The sequence below is a fragment of the Streptomyces sp. NP-1717 genome (assembly GCF_022695985.1).
Lineage (GTDB): Bacteria > Actinomycetota > Actinomycetes > Streptomycetales > Streptomycetaceae > Streptomyces.
This window is the reverse complement of record NZ_JAAPBF010000009.1, coordinates 43,589-60,939: the sequence shown is the minus strand read 5'-3', so window position 1 is coordinate 60,939 and position 17,351 is coordinate 43,589. Positions and strand designations below refer to the sequence as shown.

General features: G+C 71.4%; 15 protein-coding genes and 1 pseudogene. 13 read left to right on the top strand and 3 right to left on the bottom strand.

Features of this window, described 5'->3' with window-relative positions:
• Positions 1-2 precede the first annotated feature (2 nt).
• A complete protein-coding gene (locus GXP76_RS03510) occupies positions 3-824 on the bottom strand; it encodes an IclR family transcriptional regulator (RefSeq protein ID WP_242569907.1) in 822 nt (273 codons plus the stop codon).
• 352 nt (positions 825-1,176) lie between these two features.
• On the opposite strand from GXP76_RS03510, the gene allB reads away from it, so the two are divergent.
• A complete protein-coding gene (gene allB / locus GXP76_RS03505; RefSeq protein ID WP_242569906.1) occupies positions 1,177-2,568 on the top strand; it encodes an allantoinase AllB in 1,392 nt (463 codons plus the stop codon).
• A 2-nt stretch (positions 2,569-2,570) separates the two neighbouring features.
• Positions 2,571-3,746, top strand: coding sequence for an allantoicase (alc, locus tag GXP76_RS03500; protein ID WP_242569905.1), 1,176 nt, complete (start codon positions 2,571-2,573; stop codon positions 3,744-3,746).
• A gap of 13 nt (positions 3,747-3,759) precedes the next feature.
• On the opposite strand, the gene GXP76_RS03495 is transcribed toward alc, so the two are convergent.
• Positions 3,760-4,515: an SDR family oxidoreductase gene (locus tag GXP76_RS03495; RefSeq protein ID WP_242569904.1), complete on the bottom strand. Its 756-nt coding sequence runs from the start codon at positions 4,513-4,515 to the stop codon at positions 3,760-3,762.
• A 617-nt stretch (positions 4,516-5,132) separates the two neighbouring features.
• Here GXP76_RS03495 and GXP76_RS03490 point away from each other — a divergent pair.
• The 4 genes from GXP76_RS03490 to GXP76_RS03475 are packed head-to-tail and all read left to right on the top strand — an operon-like array spanning position 5,133 to position 8,765.
• Entirely contained in the window at positions 5,133-6,359 is a 1,227-nt protein-coding gene (locus GXP76_RS03490) for a sensor histidine kinase (protein WP_242569903.1), read from the top strand.
• On the top strand, positions 6,356-7,030 hold the full coding sequence (locus tag GXP76_RS03485) for a response regulator transcription factor (RefSeq protein WP_242569902.1): 675 nt from the start codon (positions 6,356-6,358) through the stop codon (positions 7,028-7,030). Before GXP76_RS03490 ends, GXP76_RS03485 begins: the two co-directional genes overlap by 4 nt.
• A 57-nt stretch (positions 7,031-7,087) precedes the next feature.
• Positions 7,088-8,299: a cytochrome P450 gene (locus tag GXP76_RS03480; protein ID WP_242569901.1), complete on the top strand. Its 1,212-nt coding sequence runs from the start codon at positions 7,088-7,090 to the stop codon at positions 8,297-8,299.
• A gap of 43 nt (positions 8,300-8,342) precedes the next feature.
• Positions 8,343-8,765, top strand: a complete 423-nt coding sequence (locus tag GXP76_RS03475) for a PaaI family thioesterase (RefSeq protein WP_242569900.1) — start codon at positions 8,343-8,345, stop codon at positions 8,763-8,765.
• 34 nt (positions 8,766-8,799) lie between these two features.
• Here GXP76_RS03475 and GXP76_RS03470 read toward each other — a convergent pair whose 3' ends face one another.
• Positions 8,800-9,804 carry a Gfo/Idh/MocA family oxidoreductase gene (locus GXP76_RS03470; protein ID WP_242569899.1) on the bottom strand — a complete coding sequence of 335 codons (1,005 nt, stop codon included), beginning with the start codon at positions 9,802-9,804 and terminating at the stop codon, positions 8,800-8,802.
• 253 nt (positions 9,805-10,057) lie between these two features.
• On the opposite strand from GXP76_RS03470, the gene GXP76_RS03465 reads away from it, so the two are divergent.
• The 7 genes and pseudogenes from GXP76_RS03465 (at position 10,058) to GXP76_RS03435 (ending at position 17,347) form a co-directional block, all read left to right on the top strand.
• Entirely contained in the window at positions 10,058-10,777 is a 720-nt protein-coding gene (locus tag GXP76_RS03465; RefSeq protein WP_242569925.1) for a GntR family transcriptional regulator, read from the top strand.
• 166 nt (positions 10,778-10,943) lie between these two features.
• Positions 10,944-11,954, top strand: coding sequence for a substrate-binding domain-containing protein (locus tag GXP76_RS03460; protein WP_242569898.1), 1,011 nt, complete (start codon positions 10,944-10,946; stop codon positions 11,952-11,954).
• A gap of 145 nt (positions 11,955-12,099) precedes the next feature.
• Entirely contained in the window at positions 12,100-13,119 is a 1,020-nt protein-coding gene (locus tag GXP76_RS03455; protein ID WP_242569897.1) for a sugar ABC transporter substrate-binding protein, read from the top strand.
• On the top strand, positions 13,116-14,192 hold the full coding sequence (locus GXP76_RS03450) for an ABC transporter permease (protein ID WP_242569896.1): 1,077 nt from the start codon (positions 13,116-13,118) through the stop codon (positions 14,190-14,192). Before GXP76_RS03455 ends, GXP76_RS03450 begins: the two co-directional genes overlap by 4 nt.
• On the top strand, positions 14,189-15,130 hold the full coding sequence (locus GXP76_RS03445) for an ATP-binding cassette domain-containing protein (protein ID WP_242569895.1): 942 nt from the start codon (positions 14,189-14,191) through the stop codon (positions 15,128-15,130). The genes GXP76_RS03450 and GXP76_RS03445 overlap by 4 nt, the downstream gene beginning before the upstream one ends.
• 274 nt (positions 15,131-15,404) lie before the next feature.
• A pseudogene (locus GXP76_RS03440) lies at positions 15,405-16,550 on the top strand (ROK family glucokinase); the annotation flags it as partial.
• A gap of 224 nt (positions 16,551-16,774) precedes the next feature.
• A complete protein-coding gene (locus tag GXP76_RS03435) occupies positions 16,775-17,347 on the top strand; it encodes a hypothetical protein (RefSeq protein ID WP_242569894.1) in 573 nt (190 codons plus the stop codon).
• Positions 17,348-17,351 lie beyond the last annotated feature (4 nt).

Here is a 17,351-nt window from a genome sequence, read left to right as displayed (position 1 = left end):
AGTCACCCCTGCTGGTGTGCCGCCGCCGTGCTCGCCAGGGCCTCGGACAGGTCCCGCGCCACTTCCTGGAGTATCGGCACGATCCGCTCGGTGGCCGTCTCCGTGACCCGCCCGGCCGGGCCCGAGATCGAGATGGCCGCCGGGGTGGGGGAGTTGGGAACCGGGACCGCCAGGCAGCGGACCCCCATCTCCTGCTCGTTGTCGTCCACCGCGTAACCGGCGCCGCGCACCAGTTCGAGCGCTTCGAGGAAGCCGTCGGGCGTCGTGATCGTCCTGTCCGTGGCCGCTGGCATGCCGGTACGCGCGAGCAGCGCCCGCACCTCGTCGGCCGGCGCGTCCGCGAGAAGGGCCTTGCCCACGCCCGTGGAGTGCGGGAGCACCCGCCGGCCCACCTCGGTGAACATCCGCATCGAGTGCTTCGACGGCACCTGTGCGACGTACACGACCTCGTCGCCGTCGAGCAGCGCCATGTTCGCGGTCTCGCCGGTCTCCTCGACCAGCCGCGCCAGATAGGGCCGCGCCCAGGTACCGAGCAGCCGCGACGCGGACTCGCCGAGCCGGATGAGGCGCGGGCCGAGCGCGTAACGGCGGTTCGACTGCTGGCGTACGTAGCCGCAGGCGACGAGGGTCCGCATCAGCCGGTGGATGGTCGGCAGGGGCAGACCGCTGCTGGCCGAGAGTTCGCTCAGGCCGACCTCGCCGCCCGCGTCCGCCATCCGCTCCAACAGATCGAACGCGCGCTCAAGGGACTGGACGCCGCCGCTCGCGGATGCGGGCTTGGCGGCGTCGGTGGCGCTGGCGCTCGCGGCGCTGGACGTCGGCACAACAACGGTCCTTTCGGGGCGTAGGGACGAGAGGTGGGCGAGTCAGCAGTTTACCGGGCGGTCCGTGGGGTGCCCGGCGGACGAGGCGGCAGTTCCCTGCCACGTTTTCGCCGGTCAGGGGGTTTCTGTCCGGGTGTCGCCGGTCACCCGCCGTGATCGGAACATACGGTGGGCGGGTGGGTCGGATTCTGTCTGGTGAAAGTCGATTTTCGTAGTGTGGAAGTACCTGAGTGTAGTGCAGGGCGCCCGTTCCGGGGCGGGCGGGCCTTGACGGACACCGGTCCGGCATGAAGACTCCTTCAACAGTTCGTTGAATTTTCGTGCGACACGACGACGGAAGTGAGGGCTGCCGGTGACCGACCTCGACCCGTACCCGGGCACGGACCGCACCGTGGACCTGGTGCTGCGCTCGACGCGCGTCGTCACCCCCGAGGGCACCCGGCCCGCGTCGGTCGCCGTCGCGGACGGCACGATCGCGGCGGTGCTCCCGTACGAGCTGCCCGACGGACGCGCCTACGGCTCCCCACCGCCGCCCGGTGCCCGGCTGGTGGACGTCGGCGACGACGTCGTCCTCCCCGGCCTCGTCGACACCCATGTGCATGTGAACGACCCCGGACGCGCCGAGTGGGAGGGCTTCTGGACCGCGACGCGCGCGGCGGCGTCCGGCGGAATCACCACGCTGATCGACATGCCCCTCAACTCCCTGCCGCCGACGACCACGACGGCCCATCTGCGGATCAAGCGGGAGGTCGCGAGCCGCAAGGCGCACATCGACGTCGGCTTCTGGGGCGGCGCGCTCCCCGACAACGTGGAGGACCTCAAGTCCCTCCACGGAGCGGGGGTGTTCGGCTTCAAGGCGTTCCTGTCGCCGTCCGGCGTCGACGAGTTCCCCGAACTCGACGCCGCGCAGCTCGACCGGTCGCTCGCCGAGATCGCCGGCTTCGGCGGACTGCTCATCGTGCACGCCGAGGATCCGCGCGAACTGGCCGCCGCACCGCAGCGTGCCGGAGCCAGGTACGCGGACTTCCTCGCCTCCCGCCCGCGCGACGCCGAGAACGCCGCGATCGAGGGTCTGATCGCGGCGGCCCGCCGACTGGACGCCCGCGTCCACGTGCTGCATCTGTCCTCCGCCGACGCGCTGCCGCTGATCGCCGCGGCCAAGCGGGAGGGCGTACGGCTGACCGTCGAGTCCTGCCCCCACTTCCTCACCCTCACCGCGGAGGAGGTCCCCGACGGCGCCACCGAGTTCAAGTGCTGTCCGCCCATCCGTGAGGCGGCGAACCAGGACGCGCTCTGGCGAGGGCTGGCCGACGGGACGATCGACTGCGTCGTCTCCGACCACTCGCCCTCCACCACCGACCTCAAGACCTCGGACTTCGCGACCGCGTGGGGCGGAATCTCCTCCCTCCAGCTCGGCCTGCCGGCCATCTGGACCGAGGCCCGCCGGCGCGGTCACTCACTGGACGACGTGGCGCGCTGGATGTCGACCGCCCCCGCCGCGCTGGCCGGGCTGGACAGGAAGGGCGCCATCGAGGCCGGCCGTGACGCCGACTTCGCGGTCCTCGCGCCCGACGACTCGTTCACCGTCGACCCCGCCGCGCTCCAGCACCGCAACCGCGTCACCGCGTACGCGGGAAGGACGCTGTACGGCGTCGTCAGATCCACCTGGCTGCGCGGCCGGCGCATCGTCGCCGACGGAGCCATCGCCGAGCCCTCCGGCCGACTGCTCGAAAGGAACAACTGACCGTGGCCACGCCCCCCTTGTCCGCCCCCGCCGCTTCCTCCGCGGAACCCGCCGTACCCTCCTTCACCGGTGACGCGAGCCCGTACGCGGGCGGCGACCCGTACCGCGACTACCGGTCCGCCGAACTGCCCTTCACCCACCTCGTCGACCTCGCCGACCGCAGGCTCGGCGCCGGCGTCGTCGCCGCCAACGACGAGTTCTTCGCCGAGCGCGAGAACCTGCTGAAGCCGGGCCCCGCCGAGTTCGACCCGGAACGCTTCGGGCACAAGGGCAAGATCATGGACGGCTGGGAGACCCGCCGCAGGCGCGGCGCGTCCGCCGCCGTGCCGCACCCCACCGACGACGACCACGACTGGGCCCTCGTACGGCTCGGTGCCCCCGGCGTCGTACGCGGGATCGTGGTCGACACCGCCCACTTCCGGGGCAACTACCCGCAGGCGGTCTCTGTCGAGGCGACGTCCGTACCCGGCTCCCCGTCCCCGGACGACCTGCTCGCCGACGATGTCGTGTGGACAACTCTCGTTCCCCGCACGGCTGTTGGCGGTCACGCGGCCAACGGGTTCACCGTCGGCGCCGGGAGCCGCTTCACCCATCTGCGGGTCAACCAGCATCCCGACGGCGGAATCGCGCGACTGAGGGTGTACGGCGACGTCGCCCCCGACCCCGGATGGCTCGCCGCGCTCGGCACGTTCGACCTCCTCGCCCTGGAGAACGGCGGCCGGGTCGAGGACGCGTCCGACCGCTTCTACTCACCCGCCACCAACACCATCCAGCCGGGCCGCTCGCGGCAGATGGACGACGGCTGGGAGACCCGCCGCCGCCGCGACAAGGGCAACGACTGGATCCGCTACGAGCTCGCCGAGCAGGCCGAGATCCGCGCCGTCGAGATCGACACGGCTTATCTGAAGGGCAACTCGGCGGGCTGGGCGGCGCTCTCGGTACGCGACGGGGAGCCCGGAACGGGCTCGGAGGAGGCGGGCTGGACCGAGGTCGTGCCCCGCACCCGCCTCCAGCCCGACACCAACCACCGCTTCGTGCTCGACGGCCCGGTGACCGCCCGTCAGGTGCGGATCGACATCTTCCCCGACGGCGGTATCTCCCGACTGCGCCTCTTCGGCTCGCTCACCGGCGAGGGAGCGTCCCGACTGGCTTTGCGCCACCGGGAGTTGGGCGGCTGACGCCGGGCGCGCGCTACGCCGCGTGCCCGCCGTCCACCGAGAACTCGGCGCCCGTCACGTACGCGGCCTCGTCACTCGACAGGAACGCCACCATCGACGCCACCTCGTCGGCGGCCCCGAACCGGCCGAGCGCCGTCATCGCGCTCTGACCGGCCGCGTACGGGCCGTCGGCCGGGTTCATGTCGGTGTCGACCGGCCCCGGGTGGACGATGTTCGCGGTGATTCCCCGCGCGCCCAGCTCCCGGGCCAGCGCCTTGGTCAGCCCGATGAGGGCCGCCTTGCTCGTCGCGTAGAGGGTCCCGCCGGGACCGGGCACGCGATGGGCCATGCAGCTGCCGATGGTGACGATCCGGCCACCGCGTGCCAGCTTCGTGGCGGCGGCCTGGGTGGTGAGGAAGACGCCCTGGACGTTCACGGCCAGTAGTTGGCCGACATCGGCCACCGGGAAGGAGTCCAGCGGGCCGAGCAGACGGATTCCGGCGTTGTTCACGAGGATGTCGAGCCGCCCGCCGAGACCGGCCACGGTCCGCTCCACGACGCCCGCCGCCTCGGCGGGGTCCGCCGAGTCCGCGCGCAGCGCGAGGCCGCGCCGGCCGGTCGCCTCGATCTTGCGCACGACCTCCAGGGCGGCGTCCTCGTTCGCCACGTAGGTGATCGCGACATCGGCGCCCTCCTGTGCGAGCCGCAGGGCGATCGCGGCCCCGATGCCCCGGCTGCCACCGGTGACCAGCGCGGTGCGGCCGGCCGGAGCGGAACTCGTTACAGACATGTGGTGCGTCCTTCGGTCGATAGCCCGCGCGACGGCGGGCGATGAATGGGGTGCGGATGTCTTCGATCAAACCGGCCGGGCGTGCGAGCCACCGGCGGGAATCGGACGACGACTGACCGGGGAGCGTTGGCGGGTTGCGCGGCTCGTGTTCCGCGCTCGTCCTCAATCGCCGGACGGGCTCCAAACGCCCCCCGGGCGGGCACTTCTAGCCGTCCGGCGTTTGAGGACTCCGCCTGGCGCGGCGGATGCATTCAGCCGGTCCGGGTGGGCGCCTTTAGCCGTCCGGCGTTTGAGGACGCCGCCTGGCGCGGCGGGCGCATTCAGCCGGTCCGGGTGGGCGCCTTTAGCCGTCCGGCGTTTGAGGACCCTGCCGGGCGCGCCGGGCGTACTCAGTCCGTCCGGGCGGGCACTTCTAGCCGTCCGGCGCTTGAGGACACCGCCGGGCGCGCGTGGACGCCACCAGCCCGTCCGGCGCTTGAGGACAGAACACCAGCCCGTCCGGCGATTGAGGACGGACCCCTGCCCGGCAGTGACCTAGGTCGATGACGCCGTGACTTTGGTAGCCCTCGTCGGACAGCAGCCCGCATCCCGTCCGTCACCTGCATAGATTGGTTCGTATGACCCGTACGGAATACCCCTGGCTGCTGCCGTCGGCGATGGCGGCACCCGACGACCCCGGGCCCGCCGGAAAAGGGGGCGGGCGGCGGCGCCCGCGGCGGACCGTGCGCGACTGGGTCGTGGACCTGCTCGCCTTCCTCTTCGCCGCCTTCATCGGCATGGTCGCGCTGGACGCCGCCGACCAGGCCGGCAACAGCGAAGGTCTCCTCATGGCCGACATGCTGATCGGCCTGGCGGCGTGCTGCACCCTCTGGGCGCGGCGGCGCCGGCCGCTGGCGCTGGCCCTCGTACTCGGCGCCGTGCAGGTCGTGTCGCCGCTGGCGGGCGGCGCCGCGTTGGTGGCGCTCTTCAGCCTGGCCGTGCACCGGCCGTTCAAGCCCGTGGCCGTCGCCGGGGCCGTGGGCATGGCGGGCATGGTCGGCCAGGCGTACGTGCGCCCCGACCCGACCCTGTCGCATCTGACGGCGATCATCCTCGGAGCGCTGATCGTCCTGCTCTTCATCGCCGCGGGCATGCTCGTACGGGCACGCCGGCAGCTCGTCGTGGCGCTGCGCGAGCGCGCCGTACGGGCGGAGACCGAGGCGGCGCTGCGGGCCGAACAGGCCCAGCGCCTGGCCCGTGAGGCCATCGCGCGCGAGATGCACGACGTACTGGCCCACCGGCTGACGCTGCTCAGCGTCCACGCGGGCGCGCTGGAGTTCAGACCCGACGCGCCGCCCGCCGAGGTGGGCCGGGCGGCCGGTGTGATCCGCGACAGCGCGCACGAGGCGCTCCAGGACCTGCGCATGATCATCGGCGTGCTGCGCGCGCCCGGCGACGAGGGCGAGCGCCCGCAGCCCACGCTCGTCACCCTGGACGCCCTGGTCGCCGAGTCCCGCGACGCCGGGATGGAGGTCACCCTCGACAGCGGTGTCGAGGACCCGGCCGCCGTACCGCCCACCACCGGCCGTACCGCCTACCGCATCGCGCAGGAGGGGCTGACCAATGCCCGCAAGCACGCGCCCGGCACCGGCACGACGGTCCTGGTGAGCGGCGGCCCGGGGGACGGTCTCACCGTCGAGGTACGCAACGAGGCGCCCACCGGCCCGGTCCCGAACGTGCCCGGCTCCGGCCAGGGGCTGATCGGACTGACCGAACGAGCGACCCTGGCCGGTGGCCGGTTCGAGCACGGTCCCACCGGCGACGGCGGATTCGCCGTCCGGGCCTGGCTACCGTGGTCCCCATGACCTCCACGATCATCCGGCTGCTCATCGTCGACGACGACCCGCTCGTGCGCGCCGGACTGACCTTCATGCTGGGCGGCGCGGACGACGTCGAGATCGTGGGGGAGGCCTCCGACGGCTCCGAGGTCGACGCGCTCGTCCGCGCACGCACCCCCGACGTCGTGCTCATGGACATCCGGATGCCCGTGATGGACGGTCTCACCGCCACCGAACTGCTGCGGGCCCGCGCCGACGCGCCCGAAGTCCTCGTCCTGACCACGTTCCACGCCGACGAGCAGGTGCTGCGGGCGATGCGCGCGGGCGCCGCCGGTTTCGTTCTCAAGGACACGCCGCCGGCCGAGATCGTCGCGGCGGTACGGCAGGTGGCGGCGGGCGAACCCGTGCTCTCCCCGGCCGTCACCCGCCAGTTGATGTACCATGTCGCGGGGGCGCCGACCGGCGTGCGCAAGGACACGGCGACCGACCGGCTGGCCCGCCTCGCGGAGCGCGAACGGGAGGTGGCGCTCGGTGTGGGACGCGGCAGCTCCAACGCGGAGATCGCGGCGGAACTGTTCATGAGCGTCCCCACGGTCAAGGCGCACGTCTCCCGCATCCTGGCCAAACTCGACCTCAACAACCGTGTGCAGATCGCCCTGTTGGTGCACGACGCGGATCTGGTGACGGACGGCGACTGAGGGCGGGCCCGGCCGCCCTGTTCGGCGGCGTACGCCGGAGCGACGTAATCTGACGCGATGACCGTCGTCGATCTGGGCGCGTACGGGCCCGATTTTACCGCCGATCCGTACCCGTACTTCGCGAGACTGCGCGAGTCGGGCCCGGTTCACCAGGTGCGCACGCCGCACGGCGAACGGCTCTGGCTGATCGTCGGACACCGGGAGGCGCGCGCCGCGCTGGCCGATCCCCGGCTCTCCAAGTCACCCGCCACGGTGGGCGGCAGCATGCTCGACGAACGGGTCATCGGACCGAATCTGCTGCTCGTCGACCCACCGGACCACACCCGGCTGCGCAAGCTCGTCGCCCGCGAGTTCACCGCCCACCGGGTGGCCGGACTCCGGGAGCGGATCCAGCACGTCACGGACGAGCTGATCGACACCATGCTCCCCGCCGGCCACGGCGACCTGGTCGAGTCGCTGTCGTATCCGCTGCCCATCACCGTCATCTGCGAGCTGCTCGGGGTGCCCGCCGCCGACCGCGCGGTCTTCCGCGCCTGGTCGACGGAGATCGTCGCGCCCGCCGACCCCGGCGGTGAGTACACGGCCGTCCACGAACTCGGCGCCTACTTCGACGAGTTGATCGAGGACAAACGCTGTGCCGGTCCCTCCGGCGATCTGCTCTCCGCGCTGCTGCGCACCCGCGCCGAGGACGGCGACCGGCTCTCCGCCCCCGAACTGCGCGCGATGGCCTATCTCTTGCTGATCGCCGGTCATGAGACGACGGTCAACCTCATCACCAACGGTATGCGGGCCCTGCTCTCCCACCCCGAGCAACTGGCCGCCCTGCGCGACGACTTCGGGCTGCTCGACGGCGCCATCGAGGAGATGCTGCGCTACGAGGGCCCGGTCCTGACCAGCACCGTCCGCTTCACCCGCGAGCCCGTGACCGTCGGCGGCACGGTCGTCCCCGCGTGCGAGGCGGTGCTGATCGGTCTCGGCGCGGCGGGCCGGGACCCCGGTCGCTACGCGGAGCCGGACCGCTTCGACATCCGGCGTACGCCGACGGCCACGGCGACCGGCGCCAAGGGCCGCAACCACGGACATCTCGCCTTCGGGCACGGCATCCACCACTGCCTCGGCGCGCCGCTCGCGCGCCTGGAGGCGAGGATCGCGGTCCGTACCCTCCTCGAACGCTGTCCCGGCCTGACCCTCGACCCGGACACGGGACCGCTCGACTGGCTGCCCGGAATGCTGATCCGCGGGGTGCGGGGCCTGCCGGTGCGGTGGTAGGGATGGAGAGTGCCACGCGGGTACGTTCCGGAGGAGTCCGACCATGCAGGAGTTCGACATCGTCCTGGCCCGGAAGGTGCTGGCCGGCCAGCCCTTCAGCAGCCTGCTCGGCACCCGGGTCATGGTCTTCGGTGACGGGGAGGCCGAGCTGGAGCTGGACATCCGGGAGGACCTCCAGCAGCAGAACGGCTATCTGCACGGGGGAGTGCTGGCGTACGCGGCGGACAACGGCATCACGTTCGCGGCCGGCTCGGTGCTCGGTCCCGCCGTACTGACGGCCGGTTTCTCCATCCAGTACATGCGTCCCGGCACCGGCCGCACGCTGGTCGCCCGCGCGTCCGTCGTCCACGCGGGCCGGCGGCAGGCGACGGTGCGCTGCGATCTGTTCACGGTGGCGGACGACGGGACCGAGACCCTGTGCGCGGTGGCGCAGGGCACGGTGCTGCCGGTGCCGAAGCCCGCCTGAGGGGGGCAGCCCCCGCATCGCCGGGCGGGCCCGTTCAGACGCCCGGGATCTCGTCCAGCCGTACGGGCCGGTGCTCCAGCCGGGACAGCTCGCACGCCTCCGCGATCCGCAGCGCGTGCAGCGCCTCATGGCCGTCGCACGGATTCTCCAGCTCGCCGCCCACGACCCGGATGAAGGCGTCCAGCTCCGCCTCGTACGCCGGGGCGAACCGCTCCAGGAAGCCCGGCCACGGGTTGTCGCAGCGCGGCGGGCCCTTCGGCTCGGTCGAGGTGATCGGCGTACGGTCGTCGAGGCCGACCGCGAACTGGTCGAGTTCGCCCGCCAGTTCCATCCGTACGTCGTACCCCGCGCCGTTGCAGCGAGTCGCCGTGGCGGTGGCGAGCGTCCCGTCGTCCAGCGTGAGGACGGCGGCGGCGGTGTCGATGTCGCCGGCCGCGCGGAACATCGGGGGCCCGGCGTCCGAACCGGTCGCGTACACCTCCACCACCTCGCGCCCGGTGACCCAGCGCATGATGTCGAAGTCGTGGACCAGACAGTCCCGGTAGAGCCCGCCGGAGAGCGGGAGATACTCCGCGGCCGGCGGAGCCGGGTCGGAGGTGACGGCCCGGACGGTGTGCAGCCGGCCCAGCGCCCCGGACCGTACGAGATCGCGGGCCGCGCCGTAACCGGCGTCGAAGCGGCGCATGAATCCCAGTTGCAGCACCGTGCCGGCGGAGTCGACCTCTTTGAGGGCGTTGAGCGTGCCCTTGAGGTCCAGCGCGATCGGCTTCTCGCAGAAGGCGGGCAGCCCCGCCCGTGCGGCGCGGCTGATCAGATCGGCGTGGGCGGAGGTGGCCGAGGCGATGACGACGGCGTCCACGCCCCAGGAGAAGACCTCGTCCACCGAGGGGGCCGCCGTCGAGCCCGTACGGTCGGCGACATGTGCGGCGCGGGCCGCGTCCGTGTCGGCGACGACGAGGGAGCCGACCTCACGGTGGCGGCTCAGGGCCGCGGCGTGGAAGGTGCCGATACGGCCCGTGCCGATGAGTCCGATGCGCATGGCCCCCAAGGTGGCCTTCGCGTCGTCGTCATGTCAAGCGTTTGTCCTGACATTTAGACCTGTTGATGATCTTTGCGATGATCTCTGCCCGGACGGCATCGACCGCCGACCGCCGACGTCACTTGTCCTGACAACCGAACTACAGGACTTTCCGTCAACATCTCACGGGGCTACGCTCGCCCACGTGTCCAAGCAGCCGGAGCAGGAGCAGCCGAGCGGGCAGGCCCCCCAGGCCGCCGCGCTCCAGCTCGCCGTGGACCGCACCAGCCCCGTACCGCTCTACTTCCAGCTGTCGCAGCAGCTCGAAGCCGCCATCGAGCAGGGCGGACTCGCGCCGGGCAGTCTCCTCGGCAACGAGATCGAGCTCGCGGGCCGGCTCGGACTCTCCCGGCCCACCGTCCGCCAGGCCATCCAGTCGCTCGTCGACAAGGGGCTGCTCGTACGCCGCAGAGGCGTCGGCACCCAGGTCCTGCACAGCCAGGTCAGACGCCCCCTGGAGCTGAGCAGCCTCTACGACGATCTGGAGGCGGCCGGCCAGCACCCCGCCACCCGCGTCCTGCGCAACACCGTCGAACCGGCCACCGCCCAGGTCGCCGCCGCCCTCGGCGTCGCCGAAGGCGCGGACGTACGCCTCGTCGAACGCCTCCGGTACGCCCACGACGAACCGATGGCCCGGCTGCGCAACCACCTTCCGCTCCAGCTCCTCGACTGCGACACCGCCCAGCTCGAAACCACCGGCCTCTACCGGATGATGCGCGCCGTCGGGATCACGCTGCACAGCGCGCGCCAGTCGGTCGGCGCGCGGGCCGCCGACGCCGGGGAGGCGCGGCTGCTCGACGAGGCGGCGGGCGCGCCCCTGCTCACGATGGAGCGCACCACCTTCGACGACACGGGCCGCGCCGTCGAGTTCGGCGTGCACATCTACCGGGCCTCGCGCTACGTCTTCGAGTTCCAGCTCCTCGTCCGCCCGTAGAGGCGCACGTAGAGGCGCACGTAGAGCCGCCGAAGGGCCCCCGGCACGCCCTTGGCCGTCCACTTCTTCGTAAGAATGTTCGGACAAAGTATTGACGGGGCCGCGCGACCGCCGCTAGAACTCCCCCAGCCGCAACGGGGCGGCCCGGAGAGAAGGCGGAACCACCATGCGTACCAACCGAAAGGCGGCGGGCCGCACGGCGGCGGCGCTGCTCACCGCATGCGCGCTCGCCCTCGTCGCCGGATGCAGCGGCTCCGGAGGCAAGGACTCCGAGGACAAGGCCGACGACGGCGCAGGCGGTACGGCGGCCAAGACCCCGCGCATGAAGATCGCCATGGTCACGCACTCCGGCGAGGGCGACACCTTCTGGGACATCGTCCAGAGCGGCGCCAAGGTCGCGGCGGCCAAGGACAACGTGCAGTTCCTCTACGCGGCCAACAAGGAGGGCAAGGAACAGGCCCAGCTGATCCAGAGCTACATCGACCAGGACGTCGACGGCCTCGTGGTCAGCCTCGCCAAGCCCGAGGCGGTCAAGGCCGTCCTCGCCAAGGCCACCGCCGCCGGTATCCCCGTCGTCACGATCAACTCCGGCGCCGAGTTCTCCGAGCCGTTCGGCGCGCTCGGCCACATCGGCCAGGACGAGGCCGTCGCCGGTGAGGCGGTCGGCGAGGAGCTGAACAAGCGGGGCAAGAAGAAGGCGCTCTGCGTCATCCACGAACAGGGCAACGTCTCGCTCGAAGGCCGCTGCGCCGGGGTCAAGAAGACCTTCGAGGGCACGGTGGAGAACCTGAACGTCGAGGGCACCAACATGCCCGCGTCGACGTCGTCGATCGAGGCGAAGCTCCAGAGCGGCAAGGACATCGACGCGGTCGTGACCCTCGGCGCGCCCTTCGCCGCCGCCTCCGTGAAGGCCAAGGGGAGCGCCGGGTCCGGCGCCGAGATCAACACCTTCGACCTCAACGCGGACGTGGTCAAGCAGCTCAAGGCCAAGGAGATCGGCTTCGCCGTCGACCAGCAGCCCTACCTCCAGGGCTATCTCGCCGTGGACGAACTGTGGCTCCACAAGAACAACGGCAACGTCATCGGCGGCGGAAAGCCCGTACTGACCGGACCCGCCCTCGTCACCGAGAAGGACGTCCCCGCGCTGGAGAAGTTCACCGCGCGCGGCACCCGATGACAGACGGCCGTCACCCTGCCCTGACATGCACGTGCCCGTACCCGATGACCGGACCCCGAACAGCCATGACCGATACTTGGGCCGCCGGGCCGGGTCCCACCGCGCCCGGCGGTACCGGGAAGTACGGCAAGAGGGGCACGACGTCGTGGCAAGGGTTGGTCGGACAGGGATACGCGCGACGGGCGCGGTGCTGGCGGCGGTGCTCGGGGCGGCGTCCCTGGCGGGATGCAGCAGCACCGGCGGCAAGCGCGCCGAGGAGCGGGCCGCGGCGGCCGAGGCACAGGGGCGGGCCGCGGTGAACACACCTAAGTGGACCTTCGCCATGGTCACCCACTCGGGAGACGGCGACACCTTCTGGGACATCGTCCAGAAGGGCGCCGAGCAGGCCGCGGTCAAGGACAACATCAACTTCCTGTACGCGCACAGCGACGAGGGCCAGCAGCAGGCACAGCTCGTCCAGTCCTACATCGACAAGGGCGTCGACGGGCTGATCGTCACGCTCGCCAAGCCCGACGCGATGAAGGCCGTCGTCGCCAAGGCCACCAAGGCCGGCATCCCGGTGATCACCGTCAACTCGGGCTCCGAGCAGTCGAAGCAGTTCGGCGCGCTCACCCACATCGGCCAGGACGAGTCGATCGCCGGTGAGGCCGTCGGCGACGAGCTGGACAAGCGTGGCAGGAAGAAGGCCCTCTGCGTCCTGCACGAGCAGGGCAACGTCGGCCACGAGCAGCGCTGCGCCGGGGCGAAGAAGACCTTCGACGGCACGATGCAGAACCTGTACGTCGACGGCACCAACATGCCCGACGTACAGGCGTCCATCGAGGCGAAGCTCCAGGCCGACAAGAGCATCGACGCCGTCGTGACGCTCGGCGCGCCCTTCGCGGACACCGCCGTCAAGGCGAAGGAGACGGCGGGCAGCAACGCCGAGATCGACACCTTCGACCTCAACGAGGCGGTGGCCGGCTCGCTCAAGGCGGGCCGGCTCGGCTTCGCCGTCGACCAGCAGCCGTACCTCCAGGGGTACGAGGCCGTCGATCTGCTCTGGCTCTACCGGTACAACGCCGACGTACTCGGCGGCGGGCTCCCGGTGCTCACCGGCCCGCAGATCATCAGCGAGCAGGACGCTGCCGAGCTGGAGAAATACGCGGAGCGAGGGACTCGATGACCACAACCGCACCACCCGTGAAGGACCGGCCGGGCGACGGCGGGGACCGCCCGGCCAAGGACGAGCGGCTGCTCGGTGACTCGACGCTGCGCAAGCTCCTCGGCAGGCCCGAACTCGGCGCCGTCGTCGGCGCCCTGGCGGTGTTCCTCTTCTTCGCCGTCGTCGCCGACTCGTTCCTCAAGGCGTCCAGCTTCGGCACCGTGCTCTACGCGGCGTCGACGATCGGGATCATGGCGGTGCCGGTGGCGCTGCTGATGATCGGCGGCGAGTTCGACCTGTCCGCCGGTGTGCTGGTGACCAGCTCGGCGCTGATCTCCTCGATGTTCAGCTACCAGATGACGGCCAACATCTGGGTCGGCGTGTCCGTGTCCCTGCTGGTCACCCTGGCCATCGGGGTGTTCAACGGCTTCATGCTGACGCGGACGAAACTGCCGAGCTTCATCATCACCCTCGGCACGTTCCTGATGCTCACCGGCCTCAACCTCGGTCTGACCAAACTGATCAGCGGCACCGTCTCCACCAAGAGCATCAGCGACATGGAGGGTTTCGAGTCGGCACGTAAGCTCTTCGCCTCCGAACTGACCCTCGGCGGAGTCGAGTTGAAGGTCACCATCCTCTGGTGGGCCGCTCTGGTCGCCCTGGCGACCTGGATCCTGCTCCGGACCCGCTTCGGGAACTGGATCTTCGCGGTCGGCGGCAACGCCGAGGCCGCCCGCGCCGTCGGCGTCCCGGTCCGGCTGACGAAGATCGGCCTCTACATGGGCGTCGGCTTCTGCGCCTGGGTCTCCGGCCAGCACCTGCTCTTCTCGTTCGACGTCGTCCAGTCCGGCGAGGGTGTCGGCAACGAGCTGATCTACATCATCGCCGCCGTCATCGGCGGCTGTCTGATCACCGGCGGCTACGGATCGGCGATCGGCGCCGCGGTCGGTGCCTTCATCTTCGGCATGACCAGCAAGGGCATCGTGTACGCGGAGTGGAACCCGGACTGGTTCAAGTTCTTCCTCGGAGCGATGCTCCTTCTGGCCACCCTGCTCAACGCATGGGTCCGCAAGCGCGCGGAGGCGACCCGATGACAAGCACGCCCAGCACGCCCGGCACGCCCACGCCCGGCACGTCCACGACCGGTGGCACGGCGACCACGACACCGCTCGTCGAGCTGGACGACGTCAGCAAGTACTACGGCAACATCCGCGCCCTCGAAGGTGTCTCGCTGGAGGTGCACGCGGGCGAGATCACCTGTGTCCTCGGCGACAACGGCGCGGGCAAGTCCACCCTCATCAAGATCATCGCGGGGTTGCACCGGCACGACGCGGGCGAATTCCTCATCGAGGGCCGCAAGGCGGCGCTCGGCTCGCCGCGCGAGGCGCTGGACCTGGGCATCGCCACCGTCTACCAGGACCTCGCCGTCGTACCGCTCATGCCGGTCTGGCGGAACTTCTTCCTCGGCTCCGAGCCGACGAAGGGCGCCGGCCCGTTCAGGCGCCTCGACGTCGAACTGATGCGCCGCACCACCCGCGAGGAACTGCTGCGGATGGGCATCGACCTGCGCGACGTCGACCAGCCCATCGGCACCCTGTCCGGCGGCGAACGGCAGTGCGTGGCGATCGCCCGCGCCGTTCACTTCGGGGCCAAGGTCCTCGTCCTGGACGAGCCGACCGCCGCGCTCGGCGTGAAGCAGTCCGGAGTCGTACTGAAGTACGTGGCCGCCGCGCGCGACGCGGGACTCGGCGTGGTCCTGATCACCCACAACCCGCACCACGCGTATCTCGTCGGCAACCGGTTCGTCCTGCTCAAGCGCGGTGTGATGGCCGGCGGTCACACCAAGGAATCAATCACCCTGGACGAGCTGACGCGCCAGATGGCGGGCGGGTCGGAGCTCGAAGAGCTGAGCCACGAGCTGGCCAAGGCCCCCACCCCGGCCCACCTCGGTGGCCGCCCGGTGGACGGCGGCGGGCATCTCGCCGACGAGGACGGAAAGGGCGAGGGGCGGGGCACCACCGCCAAGCCCTGACGGACCTCCGGACCGCCCGGATGGCAGAATCGGCGGTGGTGGACGACCGTCCACCGCCGCCGTTCCGGACACCCGGTTCGGTGTGCCCCCGATCCGCAGGGACGACACGACACGTGCGAGCACCCAGGCCGCGTTCCGGTAGCAGCGCCGACCGTCCGGCCGGCGGCCCCGGGACCCGACGGACACAGCCCGGTGCGTGCCGTCACAGCGCCCGCCCCGGCTCGGCGGACCCCCGGCGTACGGCGGCTCCCCGGCACCCGAGGGGGCCGGTCCGATGAGTACCTACCGTGATCTCACCCACCGGGGCTCCGCCCGCGCCACCGTCCTGCGGACCGTCGGCACCCGCGAACGCCGCTCGCACGCCTCCGCGCCGCGTGTGCCCACCGTCGGCATCGACATCGGCGGTACGAAGGTGATGGCCGGCGTCGTCGACCCGGACGGCAACATCCTGGAGAAGATCCGCACCGAGACACCGGACAAGTCCAAGAGCCCCAAGGTCGTCGAGGACACCATCGTCGAGCTGGTGCTCGACCTCTCCGACCGGCACGACGTGCACGCCGTCGGCATCGGCGCCGCCGGCTGGGTGGACGCCGACCGCGCGAAGGTCCTCTTCGCCCCGCACCTCGCCTGGCGCGACGAACCGCTCAGGGACTCCATCTCCTCCCGGCTCGCCGTCCCGGTGATGGTCGACAACGACGCGAACACCGCCGCCTGGGCGGAGTGGCGCTTCGGCGCCGGACGCGGCGAGGACCACCTCGTCATGATCACGCTCGGTACCGGTATCGGCGGCGCCATACTGGAGGACGGCCGGGTCAAGCGCGGCAAGTACGGCGTGGCCGGCGAGTTCGGCCATATGCAGGTGGTGCCCGCCGGACACCGCTGCCCGTGCGGCAACCGGGGCTGCTGGGAGCAGTACAGCTCCGGCAACGCGCTCGTCAGGGAGGCCAGGGAGCTGGCCGCGGCCGACTCCCCGGTGGCGTACAACCTCATCGAACGCGTCAAGGGCCACATCCCCGACATCACCGGACCGCTGATCACCGAGCTGGCCCGCGAGGGCGACGCGATGTGCGTCGAACTGCTCCAGGAGATCGGCCAGTGGCTCGGCGTCGGCATCGCGAATCTGGCGGCGGCGCTCGACCCGTCGTGCTTCGTCATCGGCGGCGGCGTCAGCGCGGCGGACGACCTGCTGATCGGCCCCGCCCGGGAGGCGTTCCGCCGCCAGCTCACCGGGCGCGGCTACCGGCCCGAGGCCCGTATCGCCAAGGCGCAGCTCGGCCCCGAGGCGGGCATGGTCGGCGCGGCCGACCTCTCCCGGCTCGTCGCCCGCCGCTTCCGCCGCGCGAACCGGCGCAGACTTGAGCGCTACGAGAAGTACGAGCTGTACGCGGAGGCGATCCGCACCGGCCGGATGCCGCAGGACCTGCGCGAGGAGCAGGAGCTGCGCGAGGCCGAGGAGTCCCGCGCGGCGGCGGTGCGGGAGCGGCGGGAGTCCGCCGCGGCGGACGAGCCGAAGCGGGACGCGGCACCGGGAGCTGCCACCGGGCCGCGGACGCCTGCGCCCGACGAGCCGGAGCCGTCCGACCCGCCCCGAGAACCCCGTACGAGTCCCAGCCGAGCCCCTCGCACCAGCCAGGAACCTCCTTCATGACCGTGCCCCGACAGTCGACCCCCGACGACCTCCCGAAGCCGCCGGAGAACCACCGTCACATGGTTCGCCGCCGGTGGGTGACGGCGATAGTGATCGTGCTGCTCATCGGCATCCCCGCCGGCTATCTGGTGATCTCGGCGGGGCAGAGCCGGCGCAGCGGACTCGACAAGGAGCTGGAGTCCTCGGCGACCGGCCTCACCGACGCCGTGCCGTCCCGGATGAAGCAGCGGGTCTTCGAGGTGCCGATCCCCGCACGCGCCACGAACGTGCGCTACTACGAGACGAGCAACTGGAAGTCCAGCCGGTTGTATGTGCAGTTCAACGTGACGTCCGGCCGGCTCGACACCTTCCTCACCGAACTGGGCTCGCACCGCTCGGAGTTGAAGGAGGGCAACGTCACCATCGCGCCCCGTGACGCGCGCACCGTCGGCTGGGACTTCGTCCCCACGCGCGTGTGGTCGGGCACCACGCACAAGCAGAAGGACCCACGCCCCACGCAGGACATCACCGTCGACCTGAGCGATCCGGCGATGCCCCACGTGTACGTGGTCTCCACGACAACTCCCTGACCGG